This window comes from Pyxidicoccus xibeiensis, from assembly GCF_024198175.1.
In the GTDB taxonomy this organism is placed as follows: domain Bacteria; phylum Myxococcota; class Myxococcia; order Myxococcales; family Myxococcaceae; genus Myxococcus; species Myxococcus xibeiensis.
In genome coordinates this window covers 452,301-465,158 of the sequence record NZ_JAJVKV010000003.1, presented here as the reverse complement: position 1 = coordinate 465,158, position 12,858 = coordinate 452,301, and the positions used below count along the sequence as shown (strand labels likewise).

The window sequence follows — 12,858 nt, the reverse complement described above, 5'->3', positions numbered from 1 at the left end:
GAATTCCCCGGCCTCGCGGCCGAAGTGCCTGTCGTCGGGGGTGACGAGTCGAATGGCGAACCGGTCAGCGGGTTCGCGGGCCTGGAGGCGGAGTCACAACGTCCTGGCGGCCAGCTCCCTGGCCACCTCGATGAAGAGCCGCAGCGGCCCAGAGCGCTGCGCCCTGCTGGGAAAGTAGAGGAAGAAGCCGGGCACGGTGGGCGCGTACTCCTCGAGCACACGCACGAGCCTCCCGGAGCGCAGCTGCCCCTTCACGGCCGGCTCGAAGGCGTACGCCAGGCCCAGGCCCTGCTCGACCAAGGCCCGCGTCAGCTCGCGGTGGTTGGTGACGATGCTGCCACGCACCGGCACCCGCCAGCTGCGCTTCCCGCGCTCCAGCTCCCAGGCGTAGAGCGCCCCGCTCGAGGGGACGCGCAGGGTGAAGCACTCGTGGCGCAGCAGGTCCTCGGGCTTCTGGGGAGTGCCGTGTCGCTCCAGGTACGAAGGGGCCGCCACCACGACGAAGCGGAAGGCATCTGTCAGGCGCACCTGCACCATGTCGCGCTCGATGGCCTCGTGCAGGCGGACGCCCGCGTCGTAGCCCTCCGCGACGATGTCCACGAAGCGGTTCTCGACGGCGACCTCCACCTCCACACGCGGGTGGCGCGCGCGGAAGGCCGGCAGCACCGGCGTGACGACGTAGGGCACCGCAACCTCCGGCACCGTCAGCTTCAGCCGCCCCACCGCCTCGCCCGGCTGGGCGGACACCTCTTGCAGGGAGGCGAGGGCCTGGCCGAGGCCCGGCCCCGCGCCCTCGAGCAGCCGGCGCCCTGCCGCCGTGAGCGCCATGCTGCGGGTGGTGCGGGTGAAGAGCACCACCCGCAGCTGCTCCTCGAGCTGGCGCACCGACTGGCTCACCGCCGCCGGAGAGACGCCGAGCTCGCGGGCGGCAGCGCTGAAGCTCCGCAGGCGCGCCGCCACGAGAAACGTCTGCAGGTGCGGCAGGAGGTGGGTCTTCATCGAGAGCGTCCGTTCGGGCACCTCTGGAGCGCCACGCTGGCGCATTGCGCCCTGAGGTGCCGGTGCTCCACAGTCTTGGCAGCAGGCATCTTAAACCACAGCTTCAAGGCCCTTTGTCCTACCGCCACCTAGTCCGGTGCGCCCAGGAGGGCTACTTCTCTTCGCATCGGCGCCGAGCCCCGAGGCGGGGTCCGCCAGAGCGCCGCGCGGCGGACGCGCAGGAAAGAGAAGGCCTTGAGCCCCAAGAGCCCCTCCATCCCCGCGTTGAGGAGAGGCTTGCACATGGCATCGGAACGCAAGAACAAGATGGGACGCCGCTCCTTCGTGCTGTCGGCGGGAGCTCTGGCCGCGACGCCGCTGCTGGGCGGTGCGGCCGCACAGGCCGCTGCGAAGCCGGAGGCATCGCGCAGGCCGCCTGCACCCAAGGCACTTGGACGCAGAAGGCTGGGCGCACTGGAGGTCTCCAGCGTCGGGCTCGGCGTCCAGAACATGAGCCGGACCTACCAGACCACGGTCCCGAGCCGGGTCGAGATGCTCAACATCATCCGGACCGCCTTCGACCGGGGCGTCACCTTCTTCGACACAGCCGAGGCGTACGGTCCTCACGAGGTCGAGCGCATTCTCGGCGAGGGCGTCGCCCCCTTCCGGGACAAGGTCGTCATCGCCTCCAAGTTCGGATGGAACATCGACCAGGAGACCGGCGAGCGTCGCCCGGGACTCAACAGCCGCCCGGCCCACATCAAGCGGGTCGTCGAGGGCATGCTCAAGCGCCTCCGCACCGACCGCATCGACCTCCTCTACCAGCATCGCGTCGACCCTGAGGTCCCGATCGAGGACGTCGCCGGGGCAGTCAAGGAGCTGATGGCCCAGGGCAAGGTCCTGCACTGGGGCCTGTCCGAGATGGGGCCGAACACGCTGCGACGCGCTCATGCCGCGCTGCCCGTGAGCGCCGTCCAGAACGAGTATTCGATGCTGTGGCGTGGCCCCGAAGCGGTGATCATCCCGCTCTGCCAGGAGCTGGGCATCGGCTTCGTACCGTGGAGCCCGCTCGGCGTGGGGTTCCTCACGGGAGCCATCGACGCGAATACGCGTTTCGCTCCGGGGGACATTCGCGGCGTCGAGTCCCGCTTCTCTCCCGAGAACCTGCGGCACAACCTGGCGCTCGTCGAGTGCGTCAAGCGCTGGGCCGAACGGAAGGGTGCCACGCCCGCCCAGCTCGCGCTGGCCTGGCTGATGGCGCAGAAGCCCTGGCTCGTCCCCATCCCGGGAACGACGCAGATGGCGCACATGCTCGAGAACATCGGAGCGGCTGACGTGCGATTCACGGCGGCTGAGCTCGCCGAACTGAACGGCGCCGTCTCAGCGGTCGAGATCCGCGGCGCCCGGCTCCCGGAACAGGTGCTGGTCTTCTCGGGGGTCGAGGCGCCCCCGAAGAAGTGAGTCAGGGATGGCAGGGTGCAAGAGCGATTTCGAAAGGACCCCACATGAAGCTGCTGCCCCTGACCGCAACGGTGCTCCCACTCCTGGTAGCGGCCTGCGCCCACACGAACACGGCGGGCGCTGGCTCGGGTGCCGAGGTGCCCGCGGCCACCCCGGGCGACGGCGCGCAAGCGCTGCAGCTCGCCCGCAGCGGCTCGCAGCCCTCACGCCAGGGGCCTGCCGAGAACTTCACGGGGGCGGTGCGCGTCGACCCACTGTTCCAGGCGAAGGCCCCGGCACGTGCCTCGGGCGCCGCTGTCACGTTCGAGCCCGGCGCGCGGTCTGCCTGGCACTCGCATCCCCTGGGCCAGGCCCTGCTCGTGACCGAGGGCGTGGGACGCGTGCAGCGCTGGGGCGACCCCATCGAGGAGATTCACAAGGGGGACGTCGTCTGGATTCCGCCCGGGCAGAAGCACTGGCACGGCGCCTCGCCCGAGAGTCGGCTGACGCACATCGCAGTCTCGGAGCACCTCGACGGCAAGTCCGTCGACTGGATGGAGAAGGTCAGCGACGAGCAGTATGGCGCGCCCGCCACGAGTCGCGGGGCCACCTCCGCTGCACCCGCGCGCCTCGGCGTCGGAGCAGACGGCCAGCCCACCACGGCGCAGCGGCTGTTCGGCGACATCTCGCCGAAGATGGTCGAGCTCACGGACGGCGTGCTCTTCGGCGACATCTGGGAGCGCCCAGCGCTCTCCAAGCGCGACCGCAGCCTGGTGACCGTCAGCGCCCTCATCGCGATGAACCGTCCTGACCAGCTCCGGTCCCACTTCGCCCGTGCGCGCGACAACGGGGTGACGCGGGAGGAGCTCATCGAGACCATCACCCACCTGGCCTTCTACGCGGGCTGGCCCAGCGCCGTCACGGCGCTCGGCGTCGCGAAGGAAGTCTTCGAGGGCAAGTGATGCGTCGACGAAGCCCTGAGGAGGTAACCCGGATACCTGTCGTCATCTACTTCGGGGACAACGTTCCGGAGGAGCCGTCGCCGAATCCGGGGCAGGACAACTGGCGCGTTCGAATCGCGATGGCGCGGCTCTGGCGCGACGCGGTCAATCGCCATGGCGGGGACGTCACGCTCGTCCACCTGCCAGCGCTCGGAATCCGAGGGAACACCCACTTCCCGTTCTCGGACACCAACAATGTCCAGATCGCGGATCTGCTGTCGCGGTTTCTTGCCGACAAGAACCTGGACTGAGAGCTCCGCTCACACGCGCAGTTCGAGACCTACAGCGGAGCAGAGGACCTCAGCGTCAGCCACGGGTGACGAGGATTCCGGCCCGGATGTCACATCCCGCGGGGGCCCGGTGTCTCCATGTCGATTTCGACGGAACTCGATACGGACACCAGGAGAAGACATGACCTCGACCAGGATTCCCCCGAAGGAGATCACCGGGCTCTACGGCGCGCTGGTGAAGAAGTTCGCCAGCAGGACGTTCGGCCAGGTGCCCGAGTCGCTCGGGGTGATGTGGCACCACCTGCCGGTGCTCAAAGCCAGCATGGGCTTCGGGCAGAAGCTACAGAAATGGGACCAGTGCGAAGAGAGCCTGAAGTCGTACGCGCACATGGCGGTGGCGTCGCTGGTGGGCTGCTCGTGGTGCCTGGACTTCAACTACTTCATGGCCCACAACCGTGGGTTGGACGTGAACAAGGCCCGGGAGATTCCGCGGTGGCGGGAGTCGAACGTGTTCACCTCGCTGGAGCGTGAGGTGCTGGGGTATGCCGAGGCGATGAGCCAGACTCCCCCCACGGTGACCGACGAGCTGGTCGCGAGCCTGAGGAAGCAGCTCGGTGCAGCGGCGCTCATCGAGCTGACCACTGTCATCGGGTTCGCCAACCTGACGACCCGCTCCAACACCGCCCTGGGCATCGAGTCGGAGGGCTTCTCCGCCTCGTGCGGGCTGAAGCCGATGGCCCAGCCGAGCGCACGGCCGGCGGGAGCGGCCGCGTCATGACGGCCTCGATGCGCCCGACGTCACCGTCAGGCGAGGCTTCCGGCGACGGGGCTGACCCGGCCTCCTCGCCTGACGCGGCCGGCGCTTCGCACGAACCGCCAGGCGCGGAGGCCCCCTTCGTCACCCACCGCAGCGTGCTCTTCACGGTTGCCTACGAGATGCTCGGCTCCGCGGCCGACGCCGAGGACGTGGTGCAGGAGGCCTGGCTGCGGTGGGCGGACCTCGGTGACGCAGGGCGGGCCGAGGTGCGCGACCCGCGCGTCTACCTGGTCCGCATCGTCACGCGGCAGGCCCTCAACCGGCTGCGCACGCTCGCCCGCCGCAAGGAGGAGTACGTCGGCGAGTGGCTGCCGGAGCCGCTGCTCACCAGCCCCGACGTCGCCGAGGACGTCGAGCTCGCGGAGAGCGTCTCGATAGCGATGCTCACCGTGCTGGAGACCCTCACCCCGGCCGAGCGGGCGGTGTTCGTGCTCCGGGAGGTCTTCGACATGCCGTACGAAGAGATCGCCCCGGCGCTCGACAAGACGCCAGCCGCCGTCCGGCAGATTGCCCACCGGGCGCGGGAGCACGTGGCCGCACGCCGGCCCCGGATGCAGGTCGACCGGGCGGAGCAGCAGACCGTCCTGGAGCGGTTCCTGGCCGCGGTCAACTCCGGCGACCTGCAGGGCCTGCTCGACGTGCTCGCTCCCGACGTGGTGCTGGTCGCCGACGGCGGCGGCGTAGCGACGGCGGCCCGGCACCCGATTGTCGGCGGCAACCGCGTGGCCGGGTTCCTGTCCCGCTTCCCGACGCTTGCGCCTGACGCTCGGATCGCGACCGTGTGGATCAACGGCGCGCCCGCGCTCCGGATCGACGCCGCCGGCAACTTCGACACCGCGGTCAGCGTCGTCGTCGAGAGCGGCCGCATCACCCGCATCTATGCCATGCGCAACCCGCACAAGATGGCCCGGCTCGACAAGCAGGTGACGCTGAGCCGGTAGCGGGCATGGCTCGGCTGCGCCCGAGCAGGGAAATCTGGAGCTGGCGCAACGGCACATCGGGGGAGCGGGTGAGTGCGCTGGCTCGTCGGTCAGGAGCGCGCCTGCCTGCTCTTTCGGGCAGGTCTGGCCCGAGACAGGCGCTTGGATTCGCGCTGCGGTCCAGATGTCATGGACGCTTCGGCAGAGGGGCTGTCGAGGGCAGCGATGAGCTTCTTCGCGATGCGGTCGAAGTCGACGAGGTCGCGTGTGTCGAGCGGGGCGGACACCTGCTGCACGAGCTTTGCGTTGGCCTCGTTCACTCGTGCCAGCAGCGTGGCCCCACGAGGCCCCAGCTCGATGATGAATGCGCGCCGGTCGTGGTTGCTGCGCTTGCGCCGAAGCACCCCACGGTCGAGCAGCCCTCGTAGAGCGCGGCCCGTGAGCGCGGGGTCGGTCTCGGTCGCGCGCGCCAGCTCCGCTTGGGACACGCCAGGACTCGCCGCTACGTGCCGCAGGAGCTTCATCTGGGCCTCGCCGAGCCCGAGGTCCCCATAGGCATTGGCGGTTGCCGCACGAAGGCAGCGCTTGAGGGCACCGAGGTTCTCCAGCGCTGCGCGAAGCTCGGGTGTCCAGTCCATGGCCGCGAACGTAGTCTGCGCCTCAAGCCCGCCACAAGCCTGCATTGATGTTGGTAGACCCGTCCACTAATATTCGTGGACGGGTCTACTAACATCATCGGGAGCCCGCCATGACAAGCTCTGAGTCTCCTGCCAGCCGTCCGCTCCACGTCGTCGCCTATGTCGTTGGTGGCCTTTTCCTCGCCAACTTCATCCCGCACTTCATGGCGGGCATTGCCGGGAGGCCATTTCAAAGTCCCTTCGCTTCGCCTCCCGGTGTGGGACTCTCGTCGTCGGCATCGAACGTGCTGTGGGGACTCATCAACCTCACGGTGGCGTATGCGTTGCTTGGACGTGTCGGTCATTTCGACCATCGCAGGTGGCCTCATCTCCTGGCGGTTGCCGCGGGATTTACGGTGGCGTCCTTTCTGCTCGCCCGATACTTCGGCCGCCTTCACGGGGGACTGCTGTAGAGATGCAGCCGTGAGCGGCAGGCTCGAAGCTGTTGCCGCGCACCTTTGTTGATGGTCGTGTGAGCCGACTGGTTGATGGCCATCGCTGAATGACGGGGTGCGATTCTTCCGGGGCCGGGGAGTAGTTTGCCCGCCGATGCGTTACAGGTCTCCAGGGGAGCCCCCCCTGGACATCGAGTCGACAGCATCGCGTTGGAAGTGGGGCTGGCCGTTGCTTCTCGCCGTCATCGTCGGGCCCCCGGCGGTGGCGGCACCCGCGGAGGCCGCGCACAAGGCGGGCGACGTCGTCCTCGAGACGGGTGACAGCCAGAAGCTGCCGGTGACGGTGTCCTTGCCGGTTCCCGACTTCCTGGTTCCACCCTTTCCCGTCCCCACCGCACAGGTCCCGTGACCCGGAGCCCGCGTTTCGTCGTCTCCTTGCCTCAACCCGGCATTGCAGGAGATGCAGCGCAGCGGCTGAGCTCTCTCACGCGATACCTACGTTGACGCTCACCGCTTCTCGGGCCAGACCGAGCAGTCCGCCTGTAGCAACAGCAACACACCTGGGTTTCTACTCGGCGAGCTTCAACAGCGCGTCGAACAGCGGATCCTCGATGCGGTGCGCCTGCGCTGTGTGTGCCAAGGCCCGCATTCCCGACCACGCACCGAGCAACTGATAGGGCACGACCCAGGTCGTACCCCCCGCGTGTTCGAGCGCCACCGCGCCGACCAGTCCCCGTCCATGGTTCAGGTTGGTGCGCACCACCCGGAGCGTGCCGGAGGACTGGTCGCCCAGGAGTTCGCCGCTCGCATCGCGCAGCGTGGCCCCGTGCTCGAAGCACTCGATGTGCTGAAACGGGAGCTTGAGGAAGGTGGACCCGGGCGCATCGACCTGGACGATCAACGACAACAGGGTGATGAGGCCGACGATGAAGCCTGTGATGACCATCGAGATCACGAAGGTCGTGACGCTGAAGGCTGGCCAGAACAGCCACGCTCCGAAGACTCCCGAGATGACGGCGCTTGTCGGAAGGGTGATGGCCACCAGCGCCAGCGAGAAGCGGGAGGTGTGGGTCTTCCACAGCGTGCCTGCGGCTACCGCGCGAGCACCCCCACGGCCAGAAGATTTCGGGATACGGGCGGGCCTTGAATCCATGTCGCTACCATGACCGAATCCTGAGTCGAGGCGAAGCCCCGGGTACCCCAGGACGCCCAGACCCCTGGCGCCGAGAGCCTCTGACGGAGATCTCCATGTCGGACACCGACGGCAAGACTCCCAACGAGAGCGCACATGACAGGCTCGCCCGGCAAGCCGCGACTCTGCTCTGGCGGGCCGGGGACGAGCCCGAGAGGGTCATGCCTTCAAAGGGGTGCGATGACCTCACCCAGCAGCTCCTCGACGCGATTGCCGCCAATCCCGACGACGATGCACCGAGGCTCGTCTATGCCGACCACCTGCAGCGGCAGGGAGACCCCCGAGGCGAGTTCATCGCGGTGCAGGTGGCCCTGGCGGCGGAGCCCGACTCCCCGCGGCGTGGCGAGCTGGGGGCTCGGGCCCGGGAGCTGCTGCGCCTGCACGAGAATCAGTGGCTCGAGGAGCTGGGGCTCCATTGGTCGCAGGCTCGGCACTTCGAGCGAGGGTTCATCGAGACGGTCTCCCTGATGAGGAGGTCCGCCCTCCTCTTCGGCGAGGGGCTCCTGGCCAGGACGCCCCTCCGGAGGCTTGAGCTCACGGGGGTAGGTGACGCCGAGATGCAAGAGCTCGTCAGCGGCACGCTGTTCTCCCGCATCACGAGCCTGCGGTTGGACTCCATGCGCATCAGCGACGAGGGTGCCTTGCTGCTCGCGAGCACTCCCCACCTCTCGCGCCTCCAGCACCTGGAGTTGCACGGCACCGAGGTCAGTGGCGAGGGCGCCCGCGGTCTCATCAACTCTCCCCACCGTCCCCGCCTGAAGAGGCTGGAGCTGCTCGGCACCCCCCTCGGCATCGAGGACATGCGCGCGCTCTCCGGCGCCACGGGGCTGCCACGCCTCACGACATTGCGACTCTCACGCAACGAAGTGGGTGACGAAGGGCTCCGCGTGCTCGCCGCCTCCCCCTATTTGAGCCGCCTGGAGAAGCTGGCCGTCGCAGACAATGACCTCGGCGCCGATGGGGTCGAGGCGCTGGCCCGGACTGGACAGCTCGCGGCGCTCACCTCGCTTGACCTGTCCGGGAACCCTCTGCGCCCCGAGGGCGCACGGACGCTCGCCACCGCAGCCTGGCTGGCAAATTTGAAGAAGCTCAAACTGGTCGTCACCTTGATTGGCGGAGAGGGAGTCGAAGCGCTCGCCAGCAGTCCCCACCTCGCGCGCCTCGAGGAGCTGTCCCTGGCGGCCAATGGCCTCGGAGACACAGGCGCGCTGGCCCTGGCCGGAGCTGCCTCCGCCACGCGTCTCAGGGTGCTGGCCCTGGGGAGCAATGGCATCGGGCCCGAGGGGGTCAGCGCGCTTGCTCGCTCATGGGTCCTGGCCTCCGTCGAGCACCTCGGCCTGAAGGGCAACAGCCTCGGGCCCGAGGGTGCCCGCGCGCTCGCGGACGCTCCCTGCCGCCGTCTCCAGTCGCTGGACCTGGAGAACTGTGGCATCGGCGCCGAGGGTGCGCTCGCGCTGGTCCGCTCTCCCCTTGTCGCGCACCTCAAGTCGTTGGACCTGGATTCCAACGGAATCGGCGACGCGGGCGCACGCGCCATCGCCGGCTCGCCCCTGCTCTCCGGCCTCGAGCGGCTGATGCTGGGAAGGAACGGCATCGGTCCGGAGGGTGCCCGCGCTCTCGTCGAGTCGCCCTACCTGCCCAGGTTCATGCTGCTGGGCTTCAAGCAGAATCCGCTGGATGGCGAGGCCCTGAGCATCTTCAAGGGCCGCTTCGACCTCTAGGTGCACCGCTGTCGCCCGCGTCTCCTGGCAGGTGCGGCGGCCATCCCAGGCCTCCCGAGTCTGTCAGGGCGCGAGGAATGGCAGCAGCTCTCCGGTCTTCTGCCACATCGACGCCGGATAGGCCTGCGCCGAGGTGAAGCCGTTGTTCGTGAAGAAGTACTCGTAGGTCGACTGGTACGACGCCTTCCAGCCGTAGCCGGGGTGGTCGGGTTCGCCCCATTCCGATTTCGGAATGCCCATCGCCATGAGCGCCGTGCCGAGCCACTGGTTGTAGAGGAGGCCCGACCACAGGAAGTTGCCCTCGCTGCCCGTGCTCGAGTCTCCGCTCACCTTGTGCGTGATGTTCCGGTAGTCGCAGTAGCTGCCCGTCTTGAGGGCGCCCCCCGCGCTCCCGGCGGTCACGACCGGGACGGAGAAGGAGAAGTGGGGCGTGTTGCCGTTCTCCTGCCCCCACGCGAGCAGCGAATCATCCAGCAGGGTTCCCCCCGCGCCGTTCGAGAACCGCTCGAAGCGAGAGACGAGGTCGAGGAACACTTGCGAGAAGAAGACCTGGTTGAACTGGACCACCAGGTCCTGGTTCGCCCCGGCCACGGTCGCTGGATGAACGACGTTGTTGTGCCAGTCTTCTCCCTGGGGTGCGCGGGGGGTGAACGTCAGGTTCTGGTTGTTCTCGTCGATGCTGAGGGTGGCGATGCGACAGACGCCGCAGTTCATCGCCACGGCGAGCACCTCGTTGATGAGCCGGAAGTACTCGACGTTCTTCGCGGGGTCCCCCGCGAAGGAACCGGAGCTTCGCAGCGACAGGTTGTCGGTGGTGGGACGGGGCGGCACCTGGCAGCCGGTGCTGGTGGTCTCCAGCCGGCGCTGCAGCTCCGCGACCGCGTCGATGTGCTGGTCCAGCCGCATCCTGTCCTCGGCCGAGAGCCGACCGTTGCCGTTGCGCAGCCGCCGGTAGCTTTCGAGGACCCTGTCCACCACGGGAGCCCGGGTGGGGTCGGGGCTGCTGGTGCCGGCCAGCAAGGTGTCGAAGAGGGCGAGTGAGCTCTCAGTGCCGCTGATGGAACTCGAAGCGACCCCGGAGGAGCGGACTCCGGGGGTGTTGTACCCCCAGCTGCCGCTCGAGGTGCCGGAGGCGGCAATGGCGACGCTTCGCTTCCGGACGGAGGCGACGCTCGGGTAGAAGGCCGGTGAGTAGGCCATCACCTGATCGATGGTCGCTCGGGGTGAGCCGGGCGTCTGCTTGTCGAAGTCGTAGTAGCCCAGCGCGGCGCCGAAGTTGTGACCCATGTAGAGGGGGAAGTCGAGTCCCCGCAGGATGTTCATCTTCGAGACGAGCGTGGGCGTGAGCACGGACGACTTCGCGGTCAGCACCCGGCTGATGACCGCATCACCGCTCGCGTGAGGCACCGCGGCCAGGACTCCCCGCCGGACGTCGTGGTCCGCGTAGAACAGGGACTGCGTCAGCGCCGGGTCCGCCGGCCACATGCTCGCGCCAAAGATGGCTCCGTGGGGGGTACGGAAATGCACGAAGCACTTCGGGCGCCAGGCGGCCTGGGCTTTCGCTTCGCGGGGGCTCAAGAGCGATGGGAGCAGCGGCAACGCCAGCACGGCTCCGCCCGCGCCGCGCAGGAACATGCGGCGGTCCCATCGGAAGACAGGTGTGTTGCTCACTGGAAGCTCCTCTGCTTGAACGTGGGATGATGGGCGACGGTCTTCAGCAGGTCGGCCATCGGTGCGCCGCTGCGCGCGACCGCCTCCAGCTCCGAGAGCAGGCAGCCATCGCGGGAGGTGGACTCCACGCGAGCGTGCGCGAAGCGGAAGTAGTGTTGCGCAACGCATGACTCGAAGAGCTGGCTGTCATCAATCATCCGCGAGAGCTCCGCGGCGTTGGAGATGACTCGTTGCTCGGAGTCGTAGAGCCACACGTCCGCCGAGGTGTCCACGGGGGGCGTGGCGGTCTCGTGGCCCTGCGGGCTGTACAGCCGCTCCACGCTGCGCTCCCGTCCGAGCGCATCGAACCCTTCCAGCACGAAGCCCGGTGGATTGATGATGTTGTTGTGACATCCGCCGCAGCTGCCTCCGGAGGTGAGCTGGGCCACCACCTGTCGCGTCGTCATGTGCTCCGTCGGCGCGGGAGGCCTGTCGCTGGCATTGGGCGGAGGGGCCCCGACTTGCTGGCAGAGCAGGGCGTTTCGCACCAGGTAGCCCTTGTGGATGGGACGTGTCGACGCGGTCCCCGTGGCCAGCAACGCCGCGCGGGTCAGCAGGCCGCTGCGGTTCCGGGACGGGATGACCGGCGCCGGACCAGAGCCATTCCAGACGGGGACACCGTAGATGGCGGCCAGGAATGGGTCCGCCGTGTAGGACCTCCGGTCATGAAGGAAGTCGCTCACCGAGCCACCGGACACGACGGTGTTCCAGGCGGAGAGCTGGACGTCCTCGAACATCGCGGTGCGCGCGGCGTCCGTGGGCATCTCCGCTCCGACGAAGGCCTGGTAGACCGGGTCGTTCCGGAGCGCCACCAGCGACGGCAGCTCCTCGAGCCGCAGCCACTCGCTGACGAACTCGTCCAGCGAGCTTCGCAGCTGGGGGCTCTTCATCATCCGGTCGAGCTGGGCGTTGAAGCCGCTCGCGGTCAGGAGCGAGCCATCGGCCGCCGCGGCCCAGAGCGAGTCGTCCGGAGGCGCCTGCCAGAGTTGGTAGGACAGCTTCGCGGCCAGCTCGAACGCGGAGAGGGGGCTCACCGGCTGGCCGGCGGTGGTGCCATGCTCGACCCGGTAGAGGAACCAGGGCGAGTTCAAGAGGGTGGTGATGACGTCTGCCACCGCCGCCCTGTCCACCGGAGTGGCCCCGGCGATGTCGGCGAAGGCGGTGACCTCCGCCGGCGGCAGTGGGTAGCGCAGGACGCGGGAGCCCCATCCCCGGACGAAGGTCTCCAGGCAGGCCCGGTCGTTGGCGGTCTGGCTGTCGCTCGCGCAGCTTCCCAGGAGCGCGTTGCGGCGCGCGTCGGTGCTGGTGAGCTCCTGGGCTACGGCCTTGCCCAGGTCATACATGACGTCGACCTGGGTCTGCTGGATGGATTGGTCCAGCCGGCTGAAGCCGCCCTTCAAGTCACCGGGCGCGGGAGTGCGCCGGTCCGTGGGGTACCGGGCAAGGATGGGCGTGAGCTTCGCCCAGAGGGCGTCGGCCTCGTTCGGCAGCGCACGGGCAATGGCGAAGCGAAGCGAGTTCATCAGCTGCGTCCGGGACAGCCGGGGAAACGGAAGGTCCGCGGGGACGGCGTTCGCGTCGCAGGAGAAGCTCGCTGGCGCCGGACGGACGGAATCGGACGCGGACGGCGGATCGGGTTCGCCTCCTCCGGTGTGAGGGTTGTGCCCGATGGAACCCTCACAGGCGACCGCGCCAGCGCAAAGAAGCAGGAGGCTCACGGAACGAGGAAGCGTCATGTCCCTGGCTACGCGCGTGGCCGAAAATACTTTCCTGCCCG

13 protein-coding genes are annotated in these 12,858 nt (G+C 68.5%); 8 read left to right on the top strand and 5 right to left on the bottom strand.

All coding sequences use genetic code 11. The features are described from left to right. Nucleotides 1-93 precede the first annotated feature (93 nt). The gene (locus LXT23_RS14670; protein ID WP_253980783.1) at nt 94-999 is read right to left on the bottom strand and encodes a LysR family transcriptional regulator; all 906 of its coding nucleotides are present in this window, start codon (nt 997-999) and stop codon (nt 94-96) included. A gap of 282 nt (nt 1,000-1,281) precedes the next feature. Between LXT23_RS14670 and LXT23_RS14665 the strand changes: the two genes are divergently transcribed. The 5 genes from LXT23_RS14665 (at nt 1,282) to LXT23_RS14645 (ending at nt 5,407) form a co-directional block, all read left to right on the top strand. Then, nucleotides 1,282-2,439 carry an aldo/keto reductase gene (locus tag LXT23_RS14665; RefSeq protein WP_253980782.1) on the top strand — a complete coding sequence of 386 codons (1,158 nt, stop codon included), beginning with the start codon at nt 1,282-1,284 and terminating at the stop codon, nt 2,437-2,439. A gap of 44 nt (nt 2,440-2,483) precedes the next feature. Next, nucleotides 2,484-3,380 carry a (R)-mandelonitrile lyase gene (locus LXT23_RS14660; RefSeq protein WP_253980781.1) on the top strand — a complete coding sequence of 299 codons (897 nt, stop codon included), beginning with the start codon at nt 2,484-2,486 and terminating at the stop codon, nt 3,378-3,380. Continuing rightward, nucleotides 3,380-3,670, top strand: coding sequence for an alpha/beta hydrolase family protein (locus tag LXT23_RS14655; protein WP_253980780.1), 291 nt, complete (start codon nt 3,380-3,382; stop codon nt 3,668-3,670). The genes LXT23_RS14660 and LXT23_RS14655 overlap by 1 nt, the downstream gene beginning before the upstream one ends. Before the next feature lie 160 nt (nt 3,671-3,830). After that, a complete protein-coding gene (locus LXT23_RS14650) occupies nt 3,831-4,427 on the top strand; it encodes a carboxymuconolactone decarboxylase family protein (protein ID WP_253980779.1) in 597 nt (198 codons plus the stop codon). A gap of 8 nt (nt 4,428-4,435) precedes the next feature. Next, entirely contained in the window at nt 4,436-5,407 is a 972-nt protein-coding gene (locus LXT23_RS14645) for an RNA polymerase sigma-70 factor (protein WP_253980778.1), read from the top strand. 89 nt (nt 5,408-5,496) lie between these two features. On the opposite strand, the gene LXT23_RS14640 is transcribed toward LXT23_RS14645, so the two are convergent. Beyond that, the gene (locus tag LXT23_RS14640; RefSeq protein ID WP_253980777.1) at nt 5,497-6,024 is read right to left on the bottom strand and encodes a MarR family winged helix-turn-helix transcriptional regulator; all 528 of its coding nucleotides are present in this window, start codon (nt 6,022-6,024) and stop codon (nt 5,497-5,499) included. Nucleotides 6,025-6,134: 110 nt separating this feature from the next. Here LXT23_RS14640 and LXT23_RS14635 point away from each other — a divergent pair, with 110 nt between their 5' ends. Both LXT23_RS14635 and LXT23_RS14630 read left to right on the top strand, forming a co-directional pair. Beyond that, entirely contained in the window at nt 6,135-6,476 is a 342-nt protein-coding gene (locus tag LXT23_RS14635) for a hypothetical protein (RefSeq protein ID WP_253980776.1), read from the top strand. A gap of 211 nt (nt 6,477-6,687) precedes the next feature. Continuing rightward, nucleotides 6,688-6,867 (top strand): hypothetical protein, encoded by a 180-nt coding sequence (locus LXT23_RS14630; protein ID WP_253980775.1) that lies wholly within the window; start codon nt 6,688-6,690, stop codon nt 6,865-6,867. A 159-nt stretch (nt 6,868-7,026) separates the two neighbouring features. Here the strand turns inward: LXT23_RS14630 and LXT23_RS14625 are convergent, their stop codons facing one another. Continuing rightward, nucleotides 7,027-7,611, bottom strand: a complete 585-nt coding sequence (locus tag LXT23_RS14625) for a hypothetical protein (protein ID WP_253980774.1) — start codon at nt 7,609-7,611, stop codon at nt 7,027-7,029. Nucleotides 7,612-7,706: 95 nt separating this feature from the next. On the opposite strand from LXT23_RS14625, the gene LXT23_RS14620 reads away from it, so the two are divergent. Next, nucleotides 7,707-9,371 carry a TIGR02996 domain-containing protein gene (locus LXT23_RS14620; protein ID WP_253980773.1) on the top strand — a complete coding sequence of 555 codons (1,665 nt, stop codon included), beginning with the start codon at nt 7,707-7,709 and terminating at the stop codon, nt 9,369-9,371. Between the two features lie 63 nt (nt 9,372-9,434). On the opposite strand, the gene LXT23_RS14615 is transcribed toward LXT23_RS14620, so the two are convergent. Continuing rightward, on the bottom strand, nt 9,435-11,042 hold the full coding sequence (locus LXT23_RS14615) for a DUF1552 domain-containing protein (RefSeq protein WP_253980772.1): 1,608 nt from the start codon (nt 11,040-11,042) through the stop codon (nt 9,435-9,437). Next, nucleotides 11,039-12,604: a DUF1592 domain-containing protein gene (locus LXT23_RS14610; protein WP_253980771.1), complete on the bottom strand. Its 1,566-nt coding sequence runs from the start codon at nt 12,602-12,604 to the stop codon at nt 11,039-11,041. Before LXT23_RS14610 ends, LXT23_RS14615 begins: the two co-directional genes overlap by 4 nt. Between the last annotated feature and the right edge of the window lie 254 nt (nt 12,605-12,858).

Bases quoted from the DNA above. Each gene is read 5' to 3' on its own strand.
- LXT23_RS14670 (WP_253980783.1), bottom strand. From the start codon at position 999: ATGAAGACCCACCTCCTGCCGCACCTGCAGACGTTTCTCGTGGCGGCG.
- LXT23_RS14665 (WP_253980782.1), top strand. From the start codon at position 1,282: ATGGCATCGGAACGCAAGAACAAGATGGGACGCCGCTCCTTCGTGCTG.
- LXT23_RS14660 (WP_253980781.1), top strand. From the start codon at position 2,484: ATGAAGCTGCTGCCCCTGACCGCAACGGTGCTCCCACTCCTGGTAGCG.
- LXT23_RS14655 (WP_253980780.1), top strand. From the start codon at position 3,380: ATGCGTCGACGAAGCCCTGAGGAGGTAACCCGGATACCTGTCGTCATC.
- LXT23_RS14650 (WP_253980779.1), top strand. From the start codon at position 3,831: ATGACCTCGACCAGGATTCCCCCGAAGGAGATCACCGGGCTCTACGGC.
- LXT23_RS14645 (WP_253980778.1), top strand. From the start codon at position 4,436: ATGCGCCCGACGTCACCGTCAGGCGAGGCTTCCGGCGACGGGGCTGAC.
- LXT23_RS14640 (WP_253980777.1), bottom strand. From the start codon at position 6,024: ATGGACTGGACACCCGAGCTTCGCGCAGCGCTGGAGAACCTCGGTGCC.
- LXT23_RS14635 (WP_253980776.1), top strand. From the start codon at position 6,135: ATGACAAGCTCTGAGTCTCCTGCCAGCCGTCCGCTCCACGTCGTCGCC.
- LXT23_RS14625 (WP_253980774.1), bottom strand. From the start codon at position 7,611: ATGGATTCAAGGCCCGCCCGTATCCCGAAATCTTCTGGCCGTGGGGGT.
- LXT23_RS14620 (WP_253980773.1), top strand. From the start codon at position 7,707: ATGTCGGACACCGACGGCAAGACTCCCAACGAGAGCGCACATGACAGG.
- LXT23_RS14610 (WP_253980771.1), bottom strand. From the start codon at position 12,604: ATGAACTCGCTTCGCTTCGCCATTGCCCGTGCGCTGCCGAACGAGGCC.